Source organism: Rhizobium sp. WW_1 (assembly GCF_003610155.1).
Lineage (GTDB): Bacteria > Pseudomonadota > Alphaproteobacteria > Rhizobiales > Rhizobiaceae > Rhizobium > Rhizobium tropici_A.
Window position 1 is genome coordinate 61,805 of the sequence record NZ_RAIN01000015.1, and the last position, 19,990, is coordinate 81,794.

19 protein-coding genes and 1 tRNA gene are annotated in these 19,990 nt (G+C 59.4%); 7 read left to right on the forward strand and 13 right to left on the reverse strand.

Translation table 11 applies throughout. The features are described from left to right. Positions 1 to 98 precede the first annotated feature (98 nt). Positions 99 to 902 carry an endonuclease/exonuclease/phosphatase family protein gene (locus tag BJ928_RS30100; RefSeq protein ID WP_047634735.1) on the forward strand — a complete coding sequence of 268 codons (804 nt, stop codon included), beginning with the start codon at positions 99 to 101 and terminating at the stop codon, positions 900 to 902. A 6-nt stretch (positions 903 to 908) separates the two neighbouring features. Here BJ928_RS30100 and BJ928_RS30105 read toward each other — a convergent pair whose 3' ends face one another. Next, complete coding sequence (locus tag BJ928_RS30105; protein WP_047634733.1) at positions 909 to 1,370, reverse strand: Lrp/AsnC family transcriptional regulator; 462 nt, start codon at positions 1,368 to 1,370, stop codon at positions 909 to 911. A 152-nt stretch (positions 1,371 to 1,522) separates the two neighbouring features. Between BJ928_RS30105 and ald the strand changes: the two genes are divergently transcribed. Next, positions 1,523 to 2,641: an alanine dehydrogenase gene (gene ald, locus BJ928_RS30110; RefSeq protein WP_047634731.1), complete on the forward strand. Its 1,119-nt coding sequence runs from the start codon at positions 1,523 to 1,525 to the stop codon at positions 2,639 to 2,641. 17 nt (positions 2,642 to 2,658) lie between these two features. On the opposite strand, the gene BJ928_RS30115 is transcribed toward ald, so the two are convergent. The 6 genes from BJ928_RS30115 to BJ928_RS30140 all read right to left on the reverse strand — a co-directional run bounded on the left by BJ928_RS30115 (position 2,659) and on the right by BJ928_RS30140 (position 7,858). Continuing rightward, entirely contained in the window at positions 2,659 to 3,168 is a 510-nt protein-coding gene (locus BJ928_RS30115) for a DUF1203 domain-containing protein (protein ID WP_047634815.1), read from the reverse strand. A gap of 152 nt (positions 3,169 to 3,320) precedes the next feature. Then, complete coding sequence (locus BJ928_RS30120; protein ID WP_147413958.1) at positions 3,321 to 4,514, reverse strand: hypothetical protein; 1,194 nt, start codon at positions 4,512 to 4,514, stop codon at positions 3,321 to 3,323. A gap of 71 nt (positions 4,515 to 4,585) precedes the next feature. Next, positions 4,586 to 5,098, reverse strand: coding sequence for a GNAT family N-acetyltransferase (locus tag BJ928_RS30125; RefSeq protein WP_052227868.1), 513 nt, complete (start codon positions 5,096 to 5,098; stop codon positions 4,586 to 4,588). 56 nt (positions 5,099 to 5,154) lie between these two features. Then, on the reverse strand, positions 5,155 to 6,012 hold the full coding sequence (gene sseA, locus BJ928_RS30130) for a 3-mercaptopyruvate sulfurtransferase (protein WP_047634725.1): 858 nt from the start codon (positions 6,010 to 6,012) through the stop codon (positions 5,155 to 5,157). Between the two features lie 63 nt (positions 6,013 to 6,075). Beyond that, complete coding sequence (locus tag BJ928_RS30135; protein ID WP_047634722.1) at positions 6,076 to 6,813, reverse strand: alanyl-tRNA editing protein; 738 nt, start codon at positions 6,811 to 6,813, stop codon at positions 6,076 to 6,078. Between the two features lie 4 nt (positions 6,814 to 6,817). Beyond that, positions 6,818 to 7,858, reverse strand: coding sequence for a cysteine synthase A (locus BJ928_RS30140; RefSeq protein ID WP_047634720.1), 1,041 nt, complete (start codon positions 7,856 to 7,858; stop codon positions 6,818 to 6,820). 294 nt (positions 7,859 to 8,152) lie between these two features. Between BJ928_RS30140 and BJ928_RS30145 the strand changes: the two genes are divergently transcribed. Further along, a complete protein-coding gene (locus BJ928_RS30145; protein ID WP_047634718.1) occupies positions 8,153 to 8,983 on the forward strand; it encodes an SDR family NAD(P)-dependent oxidoreductase in 831 nt (276 codons plus the stop codon). A 3-nt stretch (positions 8,984 to 8,986) separates the two neighbouring features. Here BJ928_RS30145 and BJ928_RS30150 read toward each other — a convergent pair whose 3' ends face one another. Then, a complete protein-coding gene (locus BJ928_RS30150) occupies positions 8,987 to 10,444 on the reverse strand; it encodes a deoxyribodipyrimidine photo-lyase (RefSeq protein WP_047634716.1) in 1,458 nt (485 codons plus the stop codon). Positions 10,445 to 10,708: 264 nt separating this feature from the next. Between BJ928_RS30150 and BJ928_RS30155 the strand changes: the two genes are divergently transcribed. Then, positions 10,709 to 11,821: a sn-glycerol-3-phosphate import ATP-binding protein UgpC gene (locus tag BJ928_RS30155; RefSeq protein WP_047634714.1), complete on the forward strand. Its 1,113-nt coding sequence runs from the start codon at positions 10,709 to 10,711 to the stop codon at positions 11,819 to 11,821. A 112-nt stretch (positions 11,822 to 11,933) separates the two neighbouring features. Here BJ928_RS30155 and BJ928_RS30160 read toward each other — a convergent pair whose 3' ends face one another. The 4 genes from BJ928_RS30160 to BJ928_RS30175 all read right to left on the reverse strand — a co-directional run bounded on the left by BJ928_RS30160 (position 11,934) and on the right by BJ928_RS30175 (position 17,371). After that, positions 11,934 to 13,550, reverse strand: coding sequence for a tannase/feruloyl esterase family alpha/beta hydrolase (locus BJ928_RS30160; RefSeq protein ID WP_047634711.1), 1,617 nt, complete (start codon positions 13,548 to 13,550; stop codon positions 11,934 to 11,936). Positions 13,551 to 14,111: 561 nt separating this feature from the next. Beyond that, positions 14,112 to 15,026: an ABC transporter permease subunit gene (locus tag BJ928_RS30165; protein ID WP_047634709.1), complete on the reverse strand. Its 915-nt coding sequence runs from the start codon at positions 15,024 to 15,026 to the stop codon at positions 14,112 to 14,114. Between the two features lie 7 nt (positions 15,027 to 15,033). Next, on the reverse strand, positions 15,034 to 15,918 hold the full coding sequence (locus BJ928_RS30170; RefSeq protein WP_047634708.1) for a sugar ABC transporter permease: 885 nt from the start codon (positions 15,916 to 15,918) through the stop codon (positions 15,034 to 15,036). Between the two features lie 100 nt (positions 15,919 to 16,018). Then, the gene (locus tag BJ928_RS30175) at positions 16,019 to 17,371 is read right to left on the reverse strand and encodes an extracellular solute-binding protein (RefSeq protein WP_047634707.1); all 1,353 of its coding nucleotides are present in this window, start codon (positions 17,369 to 17,371) and stop codon (positions 16,019 to 16,021) included. A 327-nt stretch (positions 17,372 to 17,698) separates the two neighbouring features. Between BJ928_RS30175 and BJ928_RS30180 the strand changes: the two genes are divergently transcribed. Next, positions 17,699 to 18,256, forward strand: coding sequence for a sugar O-acetyltransferase (locus BJ928_RS30180; RefSeq protein WP_047634705.1), 558 nt, complete (start codon positions 17,699 to 17,701; stop codon positions 18,254 to 18,256). A gap of 9 nt (positions 18,257 to 18,265) precedes the next feature. Here BJ928_RS30180 and BJ928_RS30185 read toward each other — a convergent pair whose 3' ends face one another. After that, on the reverse strand, positions 18,266 to 18,577 hold the full coding sequence (locus tag BJ928_RS30185) for a membrane protein (protein ID WP_047634703.1): 312 nt from the start codon (positions 18,575 to 18,577) through the stop codon (positions 18,266 to 18,268). A gap of 116 nt (positions 18,578 to 18,693) precedes the next feature. Here BJ928_RS30185 and BJ928_RS30190 point away from each other — a divergent pair. Next, positions 18,694 to 18,768: transfer RNA gene (locus BJ928_RS30190), tRNA-Asn, on the forward strand. A 264-nt stretch (positions 18,769 to 19,032) separates the two neighbouring features. Further along, positions 19,033 to 19,488, forward strand: coding sequence for a DoxX family protein (locus BJ928_RS30195; protein WP_245432610.1), 456 nt, complete (start codon positions 19,033 to 19,035; stop codon positions 19,486 to 19,488). The last annotated feature ends 502 nt before the right edge of the window (positions 19,489 to 19,990 follow it).

The window sequence follows — 19,990 nt, forward strand, 5'->3', positions numbered from 1 at the left end:
AGGATAATCGTTAAAATTGTAGGTGGGCGTCCCGAATCGGCACCAAGGGGCAGGTGCCTGATTGCTGCACGCGGTCTGAATTTGGAAAGGTGTAGATTATGCGCATCGTTTCGCTGAATGCGTGGGGCGGTCTGCTGCACGAGCCGCTGATGCGGTATCTGGTCGACATCGACGCCGATGTTCTATGCCTGCAGGAAGTGGGGCAGACAGCCGGTTCGCGAGCCGGGTGGTTGACATATCGCGACCATGGCGTCGAACTTCAGCAGCGCGTCAATCTCTTCGAGGAATTGAAGGCTGCTTTGCCGGCTCACGATGGGGTTTTTCTCCCGTTTGCGCGGGGAGATCTTTTCGATGGTGATCGGCGGATTGCTTCCGAATTCGGCCTGGCGACTTTCGTGCGCAAGACATATCCGATCATCGGTCAGGCAGCAGGTTTCGTCCACGGCGAATTTTCTCCCGATGGCTGGGGACCGCATCCGCGCTCGCGCAATGCCCATTGCATCCGCCTTTTCGATTATGAGCGTGGCTATCCCATTACCATTGCCCACATGCACGGCCTTCGGGATACCATCGGCAAGGGCGACACGCCCGCGCGGCGCCACCAGGCGAATGCGCTGGTCGATCTCATTCGGCAAGTGAAGCAGGATGGCGACCGGCTGGTCGTCTGCGGCGATTTCAACCTGCTGCCCGGCAGCGAGACCTTTGACATTCTCGGCAAGCTGGGATTGATCGATCTCGTCACCTCGCGGGGACATGTTGACACACGCACGTCCCACTACAAGAAACAGCCGCGCTTTGCCGATTACATGCTGGTGACGCCTGACATAGAGGTTGTCAATTTCGATCCTGTGGCCGAACCGGAAGTGTCGGATCACCGCGCCCTGTTGCTGGACCTGCGCTGACGCAGATCAGAGGCCGACATTCGGCCGTTCGATGATCTCACGCAGCGCAAAGCTCGAATTGATCTTCACGACATGGGGCAGGGCGGAGAGCCAGTCGCGGTGGATGCGCTCGTAGTCCTCAAGGTCGCGTGCGGCGACGCGTAAGATGTAATCGTACTCGCCGGACATGAGGTAGCAGGCAAGCACGTTCGGACAGCGTTTCACCGCCGTCTCGAATTCCGAGAGCGTCTTGGCAAACTGGCCGGATAGCGAGATATGCACGATGGCGATCATCTTGTAGTCCAGCGCCTTCTGCGAGAGATGCGCGTGATATCCGGCGATGACGCCGCTCTTTTCGAGAATATCGAGCCGGCGGGAACAGGCCGAAGGGGATAGGCCGACCTTTTCGGCCAGTTCCGCATTGGTGATCCTCGCATTCTGCTGCAGCATCCGCAGAATCGAATGATCTATGGCGTCTAGGTCCGACATTCGAAGAACTTTCGAAAAAACTCCTGTCTACGCAATAATTCACGAAAAATGACTGCAGCGCAAATCGTCTTTGCAAGGACATTGCGGGGCGGAGGTGGTCTGATTTCCCTTGGAGAAAATGAAAGACGCAAAAGCATTCGAGGAGGAATGAAATGCGCGTTGGTTGTCCCAAGGAAATCAAGAATCACGAATATCGCGTCGGCCTGACGCCGGCGTCCGTTCGCGAATATGTCGCCCACGGCCACGAAGTCTGGGTGGAAACGAAGGCCGGCGCCGGCATCGGTGCCGATGACCATGCCTATGTCGCCGCCGGCGCCAAGATCGCCGCGAGCGCCAAGGACATTTTCGAGAGGTGCGACATGATCGTGAAGGTCAAGGAGCCGCAGCCTTCAGAATGGGCACAGCTCCGTGAAGGCCAGCTTCTCTACACCTATCTGCATCTCGCACCCGATCCGGAACAGACAAAGGGCCTGCTCGCCTCCGGCGTGACCGCCGTCGCCTACGAGACCGTCACCGACGAGCGTGGCGGCCTGCCGCTGCTCGCGCCGATGTCCGAGGTTGCCGGCCGCCTGTCGATCCAGGCCGGCGCAACGGCGCTGCAGAAGGCCAATGGCGGCCTTGGCATCCTACTTGGCGGCGTGCCGGGCGTGCTGCCGGCCAAGGTGACGATCATCGGCGGCGGCGTCGTCGGCCTGCATGCCGCCAAGATGGCGGCCGGCCTCGGTGCCGATGTCAGCATCCTCGATCGCTCGCTGCCGCGCCTGCGCCAGCTCGACGATATCTTCAACGGCCGCGTTCACACGCGTTACTCCAGCATCCAGGCGCTTGAAGACGAGGTGTTCTCCGCCGATCTCGTCATCGGCGCGGTGCTGATCCCCGGCGCCGCCGCGCCGAAGCTGGTCACGCGCGAAATGCTATCGGGGATGAAGAAGGGTTCCGTCATCGTCGACGTTGCCATCGATCAAGGCGGTTGCTTCGAGACCTCGCATGCGACCACCCATTCCGATCCGACCTACGTCGTCGATGGTGTCGTGCACTACTGTGTCGCCAACATGCCGGGTGCGGTTCCCGTCACATCGGCACATGCGCTCAACAATGCCACGATCTATCATGGCCTGGCCCTGGCCGATCGCGGCTTGCGCGCCATCGCGGAAGACAAGCACCTCCGCAATGGCCTCAATGTCCACAAGGGGCGCATTACAAACAAGCCGGTCGCCGAAGCGCTCGGCTATGAGCCCGTTGCGCCGGAAAGCATTCTGAACGTCGCGTAAAGCCCATCACGCGTACGTCAGATGGAAGCGCCGGCATCCGCGTATGCCGGCGCTCCTGTTTTGTCGATCCGGCATTGATAGCAATTGTTGCGCGCCGATCGCACATGGACATAGGCGATGTCGGGGCGTTCGAGCAGCGAGGCCGCATAAACTGCAATATCGTCGGTCGGCGTCACGGCGCCGGTGCCGTAGACGATCCGGTCGTTCTTGCCATATCCACGCACGATGAAATCCCGGCTGGTCGCCAGCACGGGAGGCAGGATTTCTTCCGCCTCGTAGCGTTGGCACGGTGTCTTGTGCAGGAAGATCGGCCCCGTCTCCGCATAGGGCTGCAACTCCGGGAAGGGACGATAGGCAAAGACGAACAGCTTCTGGCCAGCATCGATATTGCGCAGGCAATGGCGGCAGGGATGGCCCGGACCATCGGAAATCATGGTCTCCGGTGGGCGGCCATAGGCATCCGCACCACCGCTCCATAAGATTTCAGCATCGGACGTCGGCATGGCTGCAAAAGCGATGGAAGGCATGGCAAAACTCCTTTCGAGATTTGTCATGTGATGCGACGGAGCGAGGCGCAAAGCCACCCGATTCCTGCCAGCTTGTTTCCCCGCGCTTGTTGCCTTTCAGGCCATTGCGCCGTTGGCGGTTGAGTGTCGATCGATCAGGATCGGGGGCTCATCTACTTCTCCCCCCGGAACCGCAGATATCCCTTCACGAGATAGTCCTCACCAGGTCCGGATTGATCGGTAATGGCGTGGCCGGGAAATCTGTCCCACGACGTAAACATCGCCCAATCGGGTTCCACGCCAAGCGTCTTCTCGATGTGGATGAAGTTGCGTTGCGCATCGTCAAGCCATTGCTGATTGGTATCGGTCGCATGCGGCGGGGCGGCGTTGTAAATGACGCCAAAGGGTTGCTGGAAAGCGTGGGAGAAGTTTTGAAACGCCTGCAGGCTGGCCGGCCACCGTTGAATACCCCAATTGATATCGACGAACGTAAAGGCCAAAGGCTGACCTGTCTTCACATGGATCGCATGTTGCCATTCCCGATAGTCATCCTGCCAGTGCGGCTGGTCGGTGATCGACGGGAAGGGCTCCATTTCGCCCAGGATGACGTGGGGGAAAAGTTTCTGATACTCATGGATGTTTAGGGCGACGCGTTCGGCAACATCTTCAATCGACGAGCGGCACGCATTCTTGCCGCTGTAGTAATGGCCAAACCAGAGAGGTTCGTCCATGGCGAGATATTGCAGGTCGGCTCCGGCGCGTTTGAGCTTGGCGGCAAGAGCGGCGGTTTGCTCCGGCGGCAAATAGCCTTCGATACCTCCGCCGCAGTTGGGAGCGGGGACGGAGCCGGGCAGCGTGTAGGCTTGAGCAAGCATTTCGATTCCGAGCGCCACATGCTCCTGCTTGAGACGCGCCGCCATTTTGGCGAGATCGGCATCGGGAATTTTCACCAACGCCTGCGTGATCATTCCCATGACTTTCACGTCGGCCATGAAGCTGGGCCATTCAGGACTGGGCTGATAATAGAGCAGGTCCCAACTGTGATGCCCGACCGGGGTACTGATCGCTCCCATGTTGAACCAGATCTGCGGGATGGGACGATTTCCCGCGTCCGTTTGCGGTGCGGCCAGAGCCTCGCCTCCGATGCTCGGGTTCGCCGCCAGGAGGCATGTCGCAACAACTAGGAACCATGGCGTTTCCATCGACTGCTCCTGCTTTCCAAAGTTGGAGTCGAACGGTTGAACCGGTTCGACGCCAGATGCAGAGTTGACGGCTATGCGGAAAATGCGGGCACGGAATGAATGCTCAGATAATGCTTCGAGTTTTCGCCAAGGCGACATTCGCAGCACCGGATGCGGGGTTCTCATATCCCGCCGCCTTCGCAGTGCCCATGCTACGCAATCTCGCCCGAGGTGTCGCCTCAACTTTGCGGCAGTCGCTAGCCCTTCTTGGCGAGTTCCAGCAGTTCCTTGTCGCTGAGCGGCCTGACGATGCCTTCGCCGGTCGAGATCGGCGAGAAGCCGAACATCTGGTAGAGCTGCAATGCCCGCGGATGATCGAGATTGTTCGTCGTCGTCAAGATCCGCTGCGGGTTCAGCGTCCAGATCGCGTAGAGCGCCTGCAGCAGGAACCACTTGCCGATGCCGAGGCCAAGGGCGTGCTCGATGAGGCCGAAATGGCTGAGCTCGATCGTTTCTTCATCCTGACGGAAATACTCGAAGAAGCCGCCCGGCGCGCCGTTGACGTAGAGCACGCTGATATTGTTGCGCTGGTCGTGGAGAGTGGTTGTCAGGTTCTCGTCGGAGAGACGAAGGCGATCCACCCAATGCCAGCGGGCGCCCACCTGCCGATAGAGGTGGCGATAGAACGGCAGCGGAATGCCAGGCGCGCGCATGATGGCGGTCTGGATATTGACCGGCACCGGCAGGCTTGCCTTGGGCGGCGCGGTCATTTCCAGGCGGGTGATATGGACCTTGATCGACGAGGGCGTCTTCACGGCTGGGACGCTCAATCTTGACCGGTGACGATGGGCGTATCAGCCCGGCTGCCCCATTCCGACCAGGAGCCGTCATAGAGCTTGTTGTTGCCATGGCCGAGAGATTCAAGCGCCAGCGTGATGATGGCGGCGGTGATGCCGGACCCGCAGGTCGTCACGACAGGCTTGTCGAGATCGATACCGGCTTTCTCGATCGTTTCGCGCAGTTCCGGCAGAGATTTGAACTTGCCGTTGGTGGCGAAGACGCCCGACGGCAGGCTCTTAGCACCTGGCATATGGCCGGAGCGCATGCCTTCGCGGGGCTCCGGCTCGATAGCCGCAAAGCGACCATTGCTGCGCGCATCTGCAATCTGCAGGGCGTGGCTGTCGACGATCCCGCGCATTTCGTCGAGCGAAACGACGCGGTCGCCGTTGAAGCTGGGCTTGAAGGTCGCGGGTGCAAAGGCAGGTGCCGCCGTCTCCAATGGCCGTCCCTCGGCCTTCCAGCCATCGAGGCCGCCGTCGAGCACGAAGACGTTCGGCGCACCCATCACGATATGAAACAGCCACCAGACGCGCGGCGAGGCAAACAGGCCGGGACCATCATAGACGGCGATGCGATCGCTCTCGCTGATGCCGAGCTTGCCGACCTCGGCCGCGAAGAATTCGGGCGAGGGGACCATATGCGGCAGGTTGGTCGAATGATCGGATATCTTGTCCTGATCGAAGCGGATGGCGCCCGGAATATGGCCGCCGGCATATTCGGCATCGGCATCGCGCTTCTGCGCCGGCAGATAGAAGGATGTGTCGAGGATGCGCAGGTCCTTGGCGCCCAGCTCGCCTTGCAGCCAGTCGGCGGATACGACGAAACGGCTCTTGTCCGCTGCCATGATGATCTCCCTGCTATGTCTCTTGGTGTTGGTATCTGGGTGTGGATGTAGACGCTTGCCCGGTCAATTCTCGCCAGCCGGTGTGCCGAAGCGAATGCGGAAGCGGCGGTTTTCCTTGCCCTTCTTTTCGATCTTGGCGATGTGGATCGCGCCGACTTCCTGCGTCTCGGAGACATGCGTCCCACCGCAGGGCTGACTGTCGACGGCCGAATCCTCGCCGATGCAGACGAGGCTCACGCGGCCGAGGCCCATCGGCGGGCGCACATTCTTGGATTTGACAATGCCCGGATTGGCGATCAGTTCCTCGTCGGTGATCCAGCGAACGAAAATCGGATAGTTCTCGTTGACGAGCGCCATCATCTTCGCCGTCACCTCATCCTTGTCGATCGTCTCGCTCATGTCGAAATCGACCCGGCTTTCCTCTTCGCCGACCGCCGCTCCCGTGATCGGGTAGGGGCAGACGACCGACAGCAGATGGCAGGCCGTATGCATGCGCATCAGCCTGTAACGCCGCGCCCAGTCGATATGCAGCACCAGCTTTTCGCCGACGATGGGCAGCGGCTGGTCTTCAAGCGGCACATGGATGATGATGTCCTTGATCGGCCCGTGCTTCGTCTGGCCGAGCATGATCCGGGAGCCATCGCCGCGCTCCAGGAAACCGGTATCGCCCGGCTGGCCGCCCGAAGTCGCATAGAAGCAGGTCTGATCGAGTTCGATGCCCCCGTCTTCGTGGATCGCGGTTACGACCGCTTCGGCGGTCGAGAGATAGAAATCGTCACGATAGAGGGCACTGACGCTCATATGATCACGCTGTTGTTTCGTATGGGACGGCGATTTCAGTCCGTTTTGCGAGATAGGCCGGCAGCGGCAGGCCCTTCGACTTCAGGAAGTCCGGATTGAAGAGCTTGGACTGATAGCGATTGCCGTAATCGCACAGGATGGTCACGATCGTATGTCCGGGACCGAGATCCCTGGCGAGACGAACCGCGCCGGCGATGTTGATGGCCGTGGAGCCGCCGAGGCACAGGCCCTCATATTCGACGAGGTCGAAGACGTAGGGAAGCGCTTCGGCATCGGTGATCTGATAGGCGAAATCGGGCGTAAAGCCTTCCAGATTTGCCGTAATGCGGCCCTGGCCGATGCCCTCGGTGATCGAGGAGCCCGAGGATTTCAGCTCGCCGTTCTTGTAGAACTCGTAGAGGGCGGCGCCTTCGGGATCGGCAATGCCGATCTTGATGTCCTTGTTGAAGGCGTGCAGACCCATGGCGACGCCTGCGAGCGTGCCGCCGGAGCCGACCGAGCAGATGAAGCCGTCGACCTTGCCATTGGTGTCGTCCCAGATTTCCTTGGCGGTGGTCTCGATATGCGCCTGACGATTGGCGACATTGTCGAACTGGTTGGCCCAGATCGCACCATTCGGCTCGGTCTTCGCCAGCTGTTCGGCAAGCCGGCCGGAGACCTTCACATAGTTGTTCGGGTTCTTGTAGGGGACTGCCGGAACTTCCACCAGCTCGGCGCCGAGCAGCTTCAGCGCATCCTTCTTTTCCTGGCTCTGCGTCTCCGGAATGACGATGACGGTGCGATAGCCGAGCGCCTTGGCAACCAGCGTCAGGCCGATGCCGGTATTGCCGGCCGTACCTTCGACGATGACGCCGCCCGGCCGCAGTAAGCCTTTCTTCTCAGCATCGCGGATGATGTAGAGCGCGGCGCGATCCTTGACCGACTGGCCCGGATTGAGAAATTCGGCCTTGCCGAGAATGGTCGAGCCCGTCGCCTCGGAGGCGCCCTTGAGCTTGATCAGCGGCGTATTGCCAATTGCTTCGAGGACGGACGGATGCACGGTCATGGAATCTGCCTTCTGTTCGCAACTACTGTAAGAACGGTCTTTTCCCTTCACAAGGCGGCGGAGGCAAGAAATTCTGTTCCTTGCTCCCTGTTCGCGCCGCAAAATTCGACTTGGCGACGTGCGTTGGCCGAAGTTTCGAAATGGCACGCCGGTCTCCATTCGGTGACATTGTTTTCCGCATCCAGCCGCCAATCAGGCCGAAAGCGGCCACAATGATACGTTATTTCTAAAATGCCACGGACGGTCGCGGTTCAAGCGTTTGATGTAGGCGGCCGCCAGCCAAGGAGAAGAGCCATGAGCCCGTTCATCGCACGTCCCGAACACGGAGTCGTCTGGATTACCGGCGCCAGTTCCGGTATCGGCCGCGCGCTCGCGCTGAAGTTGGCAGAAGAAGGATACAAGGTTGCCGTTACAGCTCGCAGCCATGACAAGCTTCTGGCGTTGCAGGCAGAGGCCAGCGCGCTTGCCGGCAGCATCGTCGTGCTCGATGGCGATGTGACCGATGCCGAGGATATGGAGCACACCGTTGCCGCCATCGAATATCAGCACGGCCCCGTCGCCCTGGCGGTTCTGAACGCCGGCATCTACCTGCCGGCCCGGGGTGAAGACCTCAATCATGAAGTGTTCGAACGCAGCTTCGCCGTCAATCTTCACGGCGTCGTTAACTGCCTCGTCCCGGCGGTCCGGCATATGCGGGCGAGGGGATACGGCCAAGTCGCCCTCGTCTCGTCCGTGGCCGGTTATGGCGGATTGCCCGGCGGAGCGGCTTACGGAGCCAGCAAGGCCGCATTGATCAACATGGCCGAAAGCCTGAATTTCGAGCTGGATCGCATGGGCATTCATATCCAGCTCGTCACGCCGGGCTATGTCGATACGCCGCTGACGGCCAAGAACAAGTTCGACATGCCCGATATCGTCTCTGCACAGCAGGCAGCGGATGCGATTGCCGCCGGACTGAAATCCCCGTCTTTCGACATCAATTTCCCGAAGAGCCTGGTCTATCGGGCAAAGCTGCTGAAGTTTCTGCCTTACAGCTTCTATTTCCGTGTGCTCAGATACTTTCTTGGAAGCGGCCGTAAGCACCAGTCGGTCGGACCGCGCGTAACTGCGCATCCAGCCGAGTAGCGTCTATTCCTCGTGTTTAAGCGATGCGTGCGCAGCAAGCGCACGCTGTCGCGCGATGGCATGATCGACGATCGGGCTGGGATAGTGCTTGCCGAGTTCGATGCCTACGCGCTTCAGCACATCGTCAGGCGCCTCGAATGGCCGATGAATATATTTGCAGTCGAGATCGGCGAGCTCGGGCACGAAGGTCCTGATATAGCCGCCATCCGGATCGAACTTTTCTCCCTGCAGCACCGGATTGAAGATGCGGAAGAAGGGTGAGGCATCGGCACCGGAACCCGCAACCCATTGCCAGTTTGCCGTATTGGCGGCCGGATCGGCATCGACGAGCGTGTCGCGAAACCATGCTTCGCCCTCGCGCCAGTCGATCAAGAGATCCTTGATCAGGAAGGACGCGGTGATCATGCGGACACGATTGTGCATCCAGCCATGCCGCCATAGCTGCCGCATGCCGGCATCGACGATCGGGTAGCCTGTCTGTCCGCGCTGCCAGCTCTTCAGCAGTTTGGCATCGGAGCGCCATGGAAAGTCGTCATAGCGGTCGTTCCAGTTGGCTGTCCTGAGCTTAGGAAAATGGAAGAGCTGATGGTAGCAGAACTCCCGCCAGACGATCTCCTTGCGAAAACGGACGACATTGTCCGTAGCGATGTTATCAGGCAGCCCGCGTGTCGCGTGCCAGATACGGCTAGGTGAAATCTCGCCGAGCGCCAGATGCGGCGAGAGCAGGGAGGTTGCCGGTCTGTTCGGGAAGTCGCGACCATCAGCATAGCCGTCGAGCGCACCGTCGATGAAGTCTTGTAGCTTCTCAAGGGCTGCGGCCTCGCCCGGTGTCCACATATCCGGAAACCCCGTTGCCCAGTTCGGCTTGGTGGGCAGCAGCGACCAGGAGGTGAGTGTGTCCGATTTCGGCCAGTGGCTGGGGGCGAGGAGCTTTTCGGGCGCCTCGATCGGAAATGGCGGCTCGCTGGATTGTTCGAATGCGCGCCAGAATGGCGTGTAGGTCTTGTAATGGCCGCCCGCGCCGGTGCGCAGGCGCGTCGGTTCATGCAGCAGCTGGCCGGCAAAGCTGTTGGCCTCTATGCCGCTGTCACGCAGCGCCTTCTTGACCTCGGTATCCACGGCAATGCCGGCGGGGTCGTAACGCCGGTTCCAGACGACGGCTTCAGCGCCCGTCTCTGCGAGGAGTTCCTCCAGCACCGTCAGTGCATCTCCCGGGCGAAGGATGAGTTGGCTGTCGAGCGCTCCCAGAGCTTTTTGCAGAGCCGCCAGGGAATGATGCAGCCACCATTCCTGGGCTCCACCGAGCGGGCCGCATTCCCTCGCGTCCGGCTCGCGAATATAGACCGGGATCACCGGGCGGCCTGACGTCGCCGCCGCCTGCAAGGCGTGATTGTCGTCGAGGCGCAGATCCTTACGGAACCATAACAAGATGGGGTTCGGCTCTTCTTTCGATATCGTCATGGTCTCGGCCGATCGCCTATCCTCTGTTACGTCTCATGTGCCTTGTGACGGCGAAAGCCCTTATACGGTGCCGGTCATCAAATGGTTCCACTACCGCGCGTTTTATAAGGGAACTCTACACGCAACTCTCGCAAGGAAAACTCGGCGCCGCCTGTGATATAAGGGCTCTTTGTCACTGTTCTGTAATGCAAATTCGCTAGCAGTCCACCCGATTGACGGGCCTGGAATTGATAGGCTCAGAACTGACACGCGGGGAAGATCAAAATGGCGGAAATCAGGATCGAACAAGTTCGCAAGGCCTATGGACGCAATCCGGTCGTCCATGGCGTCGATCTGAATTTCCGCTCTGGCGAGTTCGTCGTCATCCTTGGTCCCTCGGGCTGCGGCAAGTCCACGCTGCTGCGCATGATCGCCGGCCTTGAAGATATTACCTCCGGCGAGATCAGCATCGACGGCAAGGTGGTCAACCAGCTCGAGCCGCGCGAGCGCGGCTGCGCCATGGTCTTCCAGAACTACGCGCTCTATCCGCACATGGATGTTGCCGCCAACATGGGCTACGCTCTGAAAGTTGCCGGCGTGCCGCGCGAGGAGCGTGATCGCCGTATCAAGGAAACCGCCAAGATCGTCGGCCTTGAAGATTTCCTCGCCCGCAAGCCGGCCGAGCTTTCCGGCGGTCAGCGCCAGCGCGTCGCCATGGGCCGCGCCATCATCCGCGAACCGAAGGTCTTCCTGTTCGACGAGCCGCTTTCCAACCTCGATGCCAAGCTGCGCGTGCAGATGCGCGTCGAAATCCGCCGCCTGCACAAACGCCTGTCGGCCACCTCCGTCTTCGTGACGCACGATCAGGTCGAGGCCATGACGCTCGCCGACAAGCTCGTCGTCATGTACAAGGGCAATGTCGAGCAGGTCGGCACGCCGCTTGAAGTCTACAACACGCCGCGTACCCGCTTCGTCGGCTCTTTCATCGGCTCTCCGGCCATGAACTTCCTCGAAGGCACGTTCTCCGCCAATGGCGAGCAGTTCATCTTCGACGGCATTCCGATCGGCATTGATGCCAATATCGGCAAGCGCCACGCTGGACAGCCGGTTGCCCTCGGCCTTCGCCCGGAACATGCGCGCCTCGTTCCTGCCGGCACACCCGGCGCGATCCCGGCAACGGTCGATTTCGTCGAAGAACTCGGCGCCGGCCGCGTCATCCATTGCGACATCAATGGTTCGAGCTTCGCCGTCGCGGTCGCCGATCACACCACCGGCCAGACTGGCCAGTCCGTTGCGCTGGAGCTGCCGCAGCAGCACACGCATCTCTTTGCCCAGGATACCGGGCTTCGGCTTGACGCCGTTGCCTCCGTCACGCCGCTCAAGGTGCTGGCGAGCTGATTTCAGACATAACTTTTCAGTAGGTGTGCCCGGAAGTTTTCCCGACTTCCGGGCTTTTTTGTGCGGCGCTTTGACCGGATGCGGCAAGCTCCGGCTTAGATCCTTCGGCGGATCATTTTGCGCATTCGAAATTTTCCGCCTTGCTCGGGTCAGTCGCGCCGTCCTTGTATCTGGGATAGGATGGATATTCGCACATTGGCCGCGTCCGGCCGGCGCCATCCTTGCCGGCATCGCTGACGACGAGGTTTTCCGGCGCCTTTCCCTTCTCGGTCCAGTTCTCCAACGCCGTCAGCGGGTCCCAGGCGGCAATGAACTTGCCGCTGCCATGGCCGAAGCCGGGCACGAGGTAGAAGCGCATGAAGCCATGTACATTCTCCGCCCCCATGGTTTTGACGACTCGCTCATAGTAGGAAATCGTGTTGTAGGGCGAGATCGCGAAATCGATGGTGCCGTGCATCAGCAGCATCTTGCCGCCGCGTTTCTCGAAGGCGGAGAGGTCGGCGCTGTTTGCATCGATCAGCCTGGAGACCTGCGCAACTCGCTTGGCATACTTCGTCGGATCGAAGGTCATCGTGTCGAACTTCGGATCGCGTACGATCGCATAGCGGATCAACGGGTCGGCAAGGACTGCCAGGCCGAAATTGGCGAAAGGCGTTGGCGGATTTGTCAGATCGGGTGACGAACCGAAACTCCAGAGACCGTAGAGGTCGCCGCCCTGAAAAATCGGCCAGCGCGGGAAACCATCAATGCCGTCCTCCAGCCTGACCGGAGACTTGTAAGGCGTGTTGATGGTTTTCAGCACCGCGATCTGTGCATCCGAAAGGCAGCTGTTACCCTCGTCTTTGCCGCTTGCGCAACGAAGATCCTCGACCTTGAAGGTCGCGTCGCAGGCTGCCGTGTTAGAAATAAGACCGTCTTCGACACCGTCGAGCTTGTCGCACGCCTTGGTGACGGCCACGTTGAGCAACTCCACTTTCGCCGGGCTCAGATAGGCGCCGTTTTTGTAGAAGGCCTTCGCAAGGTAGTTACCGGAAAGCTGCAGGGCGGAGAAGGGATTGGCGGGATGGGTGACGATGGCGCCATCATAATCGGCCGGCCAGCGCTGGATCGCGATTAGGGATTCATGCCCGCCCTGCGAATTGCCCTGAATATAGCTCTTCTGTGGCTTCCGGCCATAATAGCTTTCGACCACAGCCATTGTAACGTCGTGGGTCTTCTTGATCTGCAGGCCACCGAAATTGGCCAGAGCCTCGTCGTTCAACAGGAATTTGCCGTCAAGCGATGATGGAGACTGATGGCCGCTATCGCTGCCGAAAGTCACATAGCCGCGCTGCAGCGGCGTCTTGACGGCGTCCGATCCGAAGGAGACGTTCTTGACCGCTTCGATCAGGGTTCCGTCATAGCCTCCGCCGCCATATTGGATGATCTTGTCGTTCCACGTCAGCGGCAGGTTGATTTGGAAATTGATATTGGGCGCCTTGGGATCAATGGGCTCGACGCTGCCAAGCACCTTGCAGAAGCCGCCGCCGGCAGCTTCGTCGCCCTTGACGAGGTCGGCGGAATAGACCACGGCGCGACGGGCCGGCTCGCCGATCTTATCAGGTGGGATCAACATTCCCCGCACGGCCATGCAATGCGCTTCTTCCGGCGTCGGCATGGCTTGAGCGGCGCTGATACCCGCGCTCGACAGGAACACTGCACTCGCCATCATCAAATGCCACAGTTTCATTGCATCCTCCTCCTTGCAATTTCGTTCGCGCTCGCACGGTTGGAGCTGTCGCCTTGAAGAATTCCTGGGTCAGCTCCGAAAATCTGCGCATGCAGCATCGCTTTGTCACGGAACTGGCCACGCCTCAGCGAGGAGGAGCGAGATCCTGACGAAAGACAATGCGGTTGGCTGAAGCTTGACGACGCCTCCAATCGGCCTCTCCACCCGATTGAGTCAGTAAAAAATGCAGGCAACGGGGATGCGTCACAATGTATTTTTCAAGCAATAAATTGCACTAATCGAACATCGGGAGATACCCAAGCGTCATCGATGGGCTGGGTGCGAGAACTCGCGAGATGTTGCTGTCAGATCATTCGGCGGGGCATTCGGCCGCTAGTGAATACGGGTGGCCAGTGAGGTTCGCCCGGACGTGGGCGATCGGAATGGCAATCAACCAAACCTGACCGTCGGCATTGCTTCGAGGATTAAGGGGAGGGTTATGAGCCCGACGCCGAGAGGGTTCGCCGGCGGTTGTCTATTAGAAACTGTCGCGCCCGGGAAGGGGCGCGACAGGTGGCAATATCACTTCTCAGTGGCGATCAAGCCGCGAACGAACCAGCGCTGCATCACGATGACGACGACAAGCGGCGGCAGCATGACGATCAGCGTACCGGCCATCGCGATATGCCACTCCGGAAGGCCACCAAAGTTCGGGATGAGCGCTTTGAGCTCGTGTACCGCCGTCATATGCGCAGGATCGGTGGTGACCAGCAGCGGCCACAGATACTGATTCCAGGCCCAGAGGAACATGATGGTGCCGAGTGCGGCCATGTTCGTGCGCGACAGCGGCAGGAGGATGTCGATGAAGAAGCGCAGCGATCCGGCGCCGTCCATGCGGGCCGCCTCGGTCAACTCGTCGGGGATCGTCAGGAAGAACTGGCGATAGAGGAAGGTGCCTGTCGCCGTCGCTATCAGCGGCAGGATCAAACCGATCGAGGAGTTAAGCAGCCCGAAATTCAGTGCGACCTCAACGCCCGTAAGCTTTCCGATAAGCCAGGTAATGCCGGTAACGTCGAGAATCCCCTGGAAGGGTGACAGGACGTTCGCCGCGACTGCATAGGTCGGCACGATACGCACTTCGAGCGGCAGCATCAGCGTTATGAAAACGAGCCAGAAGATGAAGTGACGGCCGGGATAGCGGAAGTAGACCAGCGAAAACGCGGTGATCGCTGAAATGAGCACCTTGCCTATCGCCACGCCGCTGGCAAAGATCAGGCTGTTCAGCAGCTTGGGGCCGAGATTGGCGGTCGTCCAGGCCGTCTGCATGTTGACCCAGAAATCCGAGCCCGGCATCAGCGACATTGGCACCTTATTGACGTCGGCGATGTTGTGGGATGCGGCGATGGCAACGATGACTATCGGTCCTACTGCCACCAAGAAGCCGAGTAACAGGATCAGATGGGTGAAGAAATTCAGGATGGGTGTGCGCTCGATCATGTCAGCCTCAACGGTAATGCACACGCTTCTCGATGAAGCGGAACTGGAAGATGGTCAGCACGATGATCAGCAGCATTAGAATGATGCTCTGCGCCGCCGCACCGGAAAAATCGAGTCCTTTGAAGCCGTCGGAATAGATCTTGTAGACCATGAGGTTGGTCGAGTTGTGCGGACCGCCTGATGTCATGATGTCGACAATGCCGAATGAATCCTGGAAGCTCTCGGTGATGTTGATGACGAGCAGGAAAAAGATGGTTGGCGTGATCAACGGGAACTGCACGTCCCAGAAGCGGCGGAGCACGCTGGAGCCGTCCATGGCAGCCGCCTCGATCAGCGACCGCGGAATGCCCTGGAAGGCAGCCAGGAAGAAGATGAAGCTGTAGGCGATGTATTTCCAGGAGAAGGCGGCGATGATGCAGGCCATCGCGGCGTTGCCGTCGAGGCCCGGGTCCCAGATTCCCGGCCACCATTGATTGACGACGGCGATAAGACCTGCTTCCGGCGCGAGGATGAAGCGGAAAGCCATTGCCGCCGCCGGCGCGGCGATGCCGTAAGGCCAGATCAGTACCACGCGGTAGATTTTAGAGCCGCGCAATTGCCGATCGGTCAGCGCCGCGAGTACGAGCCCTCCCACCATGGAAATGCTGGTGCTGATCACCGCGAACGTGATGCTGATCGTGACCGAGTTCCAGTAGTCCGCGTTGGCAAGGATGGACTTGAAATTGTCGAGGCCGACCCAGATGTTGCCGCCGCCCCAGGGCTGTTGCAGCGTCAGCGACCAGAAGACCGCCTGACCGGCTGGCCAATAGAAAAAGGTGAAGATGAGGAGAAGTTGCGGCACTGCGAACAGGATGCCGACGCTCCATTTGTTGAAAGTTATACGCTTTTCCATTGTTTCTTCCGGCTTGGGGTCCCGATGCCACGCTTGCTCTCATAGCGAACGTCCGCCGGGAAACCCCGGCGGACGCTGCTGTATCGTGAGCCGTTGCCGATTAGGGCAGCTGCTTGCCCTTGTAGGTGGCTTCGAAGCGGTCGAGGACGGCGTCGCCATTCTTGACGAGGTTGTCGATGCCTTCCTGGACGCTGACCTTGTTGGCGAAGATGGCCTGCATCTGGTTGCCGAATTCAGCGCGGATCTGCGTGAAGCTGCCGAGGCGGACACCGCGAGTGATTGGGGTCGGCTCGGAAGCGGTCAAGCTGGCGATAGCGACTTCGCGGCCCTTGAAGGGAGCCTTGTCATAGAAGCCGGAGGACTTCATGAATTCGAAGCCGGACTTCGTAACCGGGATATAGCCGGTGTTGGTCGACCAGAAGAGAGCGGTTTCCGGCTTGGCGATGAAGTTCAGGAACGCGGCAGCGCCCTTGTATTCGTCAGAGGACTTGCCGGAGAGAACCCAGAGCGATGCGCCGCCGACGAGCGAATTCTTGCGCTCGGTGCCAGCGTAGACCGGGAGTTCAGCAACATCCCAGTTCATGCCAGCCTTCTGGGTCTTGGTGACCGTGCCATGGTCGCCGACCGAGGTCATGATCATCTGGCAATCGCCAGCGGCGAAGGCCTGAACCATATCCTGGCCCAGATCCTTGGACTTGATCTTGATGAGGCCCTGGTCGTACCAGCTCTTGAGATCCGTTACGTACTTGACGAACTTCGTCTTATTGACGGTCAGACGAGCGTCGAGACCATCGTAGCCGTTGTTCTTCGTTGCAACCGGCTGGTCGTGGATAGCAGAAAACTGCTCCATCAGCTGCCAGCTTTCGTTGCCGGAGATGTTGATTGCCATCGGGCAATCGTAGCCGGCGCCCTTCAGCGCCTTCATGTCTTCAGCAGCTTCTTCCCAGGTCTTCGGAGCGGCAGTCTTGCCGATCTTCGCGAAGGCGTCCTTGTTCCAGTAGAGCAGGGCGGTCGAGGAGTTGAAGGGGAAGGAAAGCAGTTCGCCCTTCGACGTGGCGTAATAGCGTGCGATGCCCGGGAAGTAGTCGTCCCACTTAACCTTGTAGCCGTTCTCGGCCATCAGCTTGTCGACCGGGTAGTAGGCGCCCGAAAGCATCATCGTTGCCGTACCGACGTCATAGACCTGAACGATTGCAGGCTGCTTGCCGGCGCGGAAAGCGGCAATGGTGTTCTGAAGAGCGGCGTCGTAGTTGTTCTGGCTAACGCACGAGACTTCATAATCCTTCTGGGAATCGTTGAAGTTCTTGCAAAGCGTCTCAACGACGCGCTGAAGGTCGCCCGACAGGCCATACCAGAAATCGAACTTGACCGGAGCGGCAGCAGCCGGCATTGCCAGCGCGACGCTCATGACACCGGCTGTTGCAGCCGAAATGAGGTTTTTAAGTTTAGACATAATCCCTATTTCCTTATTTGAAAGCTCGGAACCGATGGTCTTGCGCAAGTCCGCGGTAGCGGCGTTATAGACAAGCTGTGTGACAGTTTGTTGAGGGCAAGAATCCCGTATTGACGGGCTTTTTCACAAGGCTTGCGGGTCTGCGGACGATCCTTCTTCGCAGGATCGTGCATTTGAGATGCAGCTAATCAAGGGCTGTATGGCGCGCGATTGCGCGCATTGAGTGTTGATCGTTGGGAAAGGTGAAATCGTCATCCTTGCGGGCGTCCTGAATGGTGTTGCAAGATCACTCTTTGCAGATCCGGAACGCATTGGAGGGATGGGAATATGGGGCTGAGCGATCGGCAGAAGATGGCGGCGGGAGAATGGTACTGCTGCTTCGATCCGGAACTTGACGCCTTGCGCTGGCGGGCACGCGAGGCTGTGCACGCCCACAATACGATGCCGCCCTCACAACGCGGCAATCTCGCGCCGGCCTTGTCAGCGCTCTTTGCCGATGCCGGAGAGGCTGTCTTCATAGAGGCGCCGTTCCACTGCTCCTACGGCATTAACATCTCGCTCGGTCGGCGGGTCTACATGAATGCCGGCTGTACGATTCTCGATAGCGCCAGCGTCCGCATTGGCGACGGCAGCATGCTGGGGCCCGGTGTGCATATATATTGTGCCGAGCACCACAAGGACGCGGATTTGCGCGGCGCCGGTATGGAGGTCGCGCGACCGGTGACGATCGGCAGGAGCGTGTGGATTGGCGGCGGCGCGATTTTGGTTGGTGGAGTGACGGTGGGGGACGGCGCGATCATTGGTGCGGGCGCTGTCGTAACCAAAGACGTGGCAGCCGGCACGACCGTCGTCGGCAATCCGGCCCGTCCTGTCCGCGCGGGGTAGAAGCGAAGCTCAGTTTGCCGGGCGGCGCTTCCTCGTCCACCATACGGCGAACCGACGGCGCCAGCGCCGGACCGTTGGCATGTCGTGCGAGAGCACGATGAAGCCCAATGGCAGCATCCAGAAGCCAAGCACCGGCAGAAAGCCGAGCAGTCCGCCGAAGATGAGGGCCACACCGACGCCGACTCGAGCCAGACGCGTTCGCGGCAAGGGGATTCTCACAGAGCCGAAAACCAGCTCGCGGGTTGAGGGATCAATGCCAAAACGGCGGGTTTTCCGGCCATTTCGATCGGCATTTGCTGTCGTTTCGCTTTGATCGGTCATCCACAGGAAATGGTGAGGCGAAGAAATAATGCAAGAGAATTCATTTTTTTTGAAAAAACCGCTTGGCAAATCGGGAAAGCATTTGTATTACCCCGCTCACACCGCGCCAAGCGCATTCCCTGGTAGCTCAGCGGTAGAGCATTCGACTGTTAATCGACAGGTCGCCGGTTCGAATCCGGCCCGGGGAGCCACTCTTCTTCTTCAGCCAATGAAGTATTGACATAAGAAGTGCGGCTTTGCCACTGGCAGCTTCCGCATGATTGTCTCATTGACGGCTTGCTTCGGCCCATAAGCGGCAAAGCTTTATCAGCGCAGTTTTGCAGTTTTATTGCATCGGCCTTGGGCCCACGATTTGGCGCTCCTTATTCTTCCCCTCCCTGTTGCGATAGGTGCGGAGTTCTCATTGCCCGCATTTCGAAGTCGTGGCAGGATCGCCGCGCTCGCGCCGCGATGCGATGCTGGAGCAGGTTTACGGACAGGGGGATTTCTGCATGTTGGGAGAAGCGACGGCTGAGAATGTGAATGTTCGCCGCATCTCATGGGCGGGATGGACGATTTCGTCGATCGTCATCCTGGTGCTTGCGGCGGATGCGGCGGTGAATCTGTTTTCGCCGGCGATGGTGGGCGCCCAGATGCAGGAAACCGGCTTTCCGACCAGCCTGGCTTTTCCATTAGGGCTGATCATCCTTCTGTGCGCGATCCTCTATGCGATCCCGCGCACCGCCATGTTGGGCGCGATTCTGATAACCGGCTTTCTTGGCGGTGCGATCTGCACGCATTTCCGCCTTGGAGAAATCGGGTCTCCTCCACAACTTATAAGTTTGCTTTTGGGAGTGATGGCTTGGGGCGGGCTCTATTTTCGCGACAAGCGGTTAAGGAACCTCCTGCCGGTCCGCAGCGCCATCGGGTGAGAATCAAAAAGCTCGTTGCTCCTGGTGCGGTTTATTCTGTGACAACAGTCTCTTGGGCCAGGGTTCCGCCGCGGGTGGACGGCGACACGTAGCGGGCTAACAAATTGCGTCGGAGAGGGATTCGTACGGCTTTTCGATGGGTCGTTGATGGCCGCGTTCACGCAGATCCGTGTGGTTTTTTCAAAAGAAACAGTTCAAGGCATGGTTGCTCATACGAATGTGAGCAAATGTTCATGTGTCGTTAATACGACGCGGCGCATGAACATAGATGCGCGATCCGCGCAGCATAGTCCCCCAATGCTTGAGAGGTTCGACATGAAAAATCTTATTATTGCTTCTGCAGTAGCTCTGGCATCAGTCTTTGCCGTCAGCGCGCCGTCCGAGGCCGCTCCGATGCATCACCATCGTCATCACCACCACCATCGCTGCCATATGAAGCGGGTTAAGCACAGAGTGCACGGCCGCTGGGTCGTTCGAAAGGTGCGTGTCTGCCGCTAATCGC

Bases quoted from the DNA above. Each gene is read 5' to 3' on its own strand.
- sseA (WP_047634725.1), bottom strand. From the start codon at position 6,012: ATGGCAGCGGACAAGAGCCGTTTCGTCGTATCCGCCGACTGGCTGCAA.
- BJ928_RS30120 (WP_147413958.1), bottom strand. From the start codon at position 4,514: ATGAGAACCCCGCATCCGGTGCTGCGAATGTCGCCTTGGCGAAAACTC.
- BJ928_RS30185 (WP_047634703.1), bottom strand. From the start codon at position 18,577: ATGACCGATCAAAGCGAAACGACAGCAAATGCCGATCGAAATGGCCGG.
- BJ928_RS30135 (WP_047634722.1), bottom strand. From the start codon at position 6,813: ATGAGCGTCAGTGCCCTCTATCGTGACGATTTCTATCTCTCGACCGCC.
- BJ928_RS30195 (WP_245432610.1), top strand. From the start codon at position 19,033: ATGCTGGAGCAGGTTTACGGACAGGGGGATTTCTGCATGTTGGGAGAA.
- BJ928_RS30160 (WP_047634711.1), bottom strand. From the start codon at position 13,550: ATGAAACTGTGGCATTTGATGATGGCGAGTGCAGTGTTCCTGTCGAGC.
- BJ928_RS30105 (WP_047634733.1), bottom strand. From the start codon at position 1,370: ATGTCGGACCTAGACGCCATAGATCATTCGATTCTGCGGATGCTGCAG.
- BJ928_RS30145 (WP_047634718.1), top strand. From the start codon at position 8,153: ATGAGCCCGTTCATCGCACGTCCCGAACACGGAGTCGTCTGGATTACC.
- BJ928_RS30175 (WP_047634707.1), bottom strand. From the start codon at position 17,371: ATGTCTAAACTTAAAAACCTCATTTCGGCTGCAACAGCCGGTGTCATG.
- BJ928_RS30115 (WP_047634815.1), bottom strand. From the start codon at position 3,168: ATGCCTTCCATCGCTTTTGCAGCCATGCCGACGTCCGATGCTGAAATC.
- BJ928_RS30165 (WP_047634709.1), bottom strand. From the start codon at position 15,026: ATGATCGAGCGCACACCCATCCTGAATTTCTTCACCCATCTGATCCTG.
- BJ928_RS30125 (WP_052227868.1), bottom strand. From the start codon at position 5,098: ATGACCGCGCCGCCCAAGGCAAGCCTGCCGGTGCCGGTCAATATCCAG.
- BJ928_RS30155 (WP_047634714.1), top strand. From the start codon at position 10,709: ATGGCGGAAATCAGGATCGAACAAGTTCGCAAGGCCTATGGACGCAAT.
- BJ928_RS30170 (WP_047634708.1), bottom strand. From the start codon at position 15,918: ATGGAAAAGCGTATAACTTTCAACAAATGGAGCGTCGGCATCCTGTTC.
- BJ928_RS30150 (WP_047634716.1), bottom strand. From the start codon at position 10,444: ATGACGATATCGAAAGAAGAGCCGAACCCCATCTTGTTATGGTTCCGT.
- BJ928_RS30180 (WP_047634705.1), top strand. From the start codon at position 17,699: ATGGGGCTGAGCGATCGGCAGAAGATGGCGGCGGGAGAATGGTACTGC.
- BJ928_RS30140 (WP_047634720.1), bottom strand. From the start codon at position 7,858: ATGACCGTGCATCCGTCCGTCCTCGAAGCAATTGGCAATACGCCGCTG.
- BJ928_RS30100 (WP_047634735.1), top strand. From the start codon at position 99: ATGCGCATCGTTTCGCTGAATGCGTGGGGCGGTCTGCTGCACGAGCCG.
- ald (WP_047634731.1), top strand. From the start codon at position 1,523: ATGCGCGTTGGTTGTCCCAAGGAAATCAAGAATCACGAATATCGCGTC.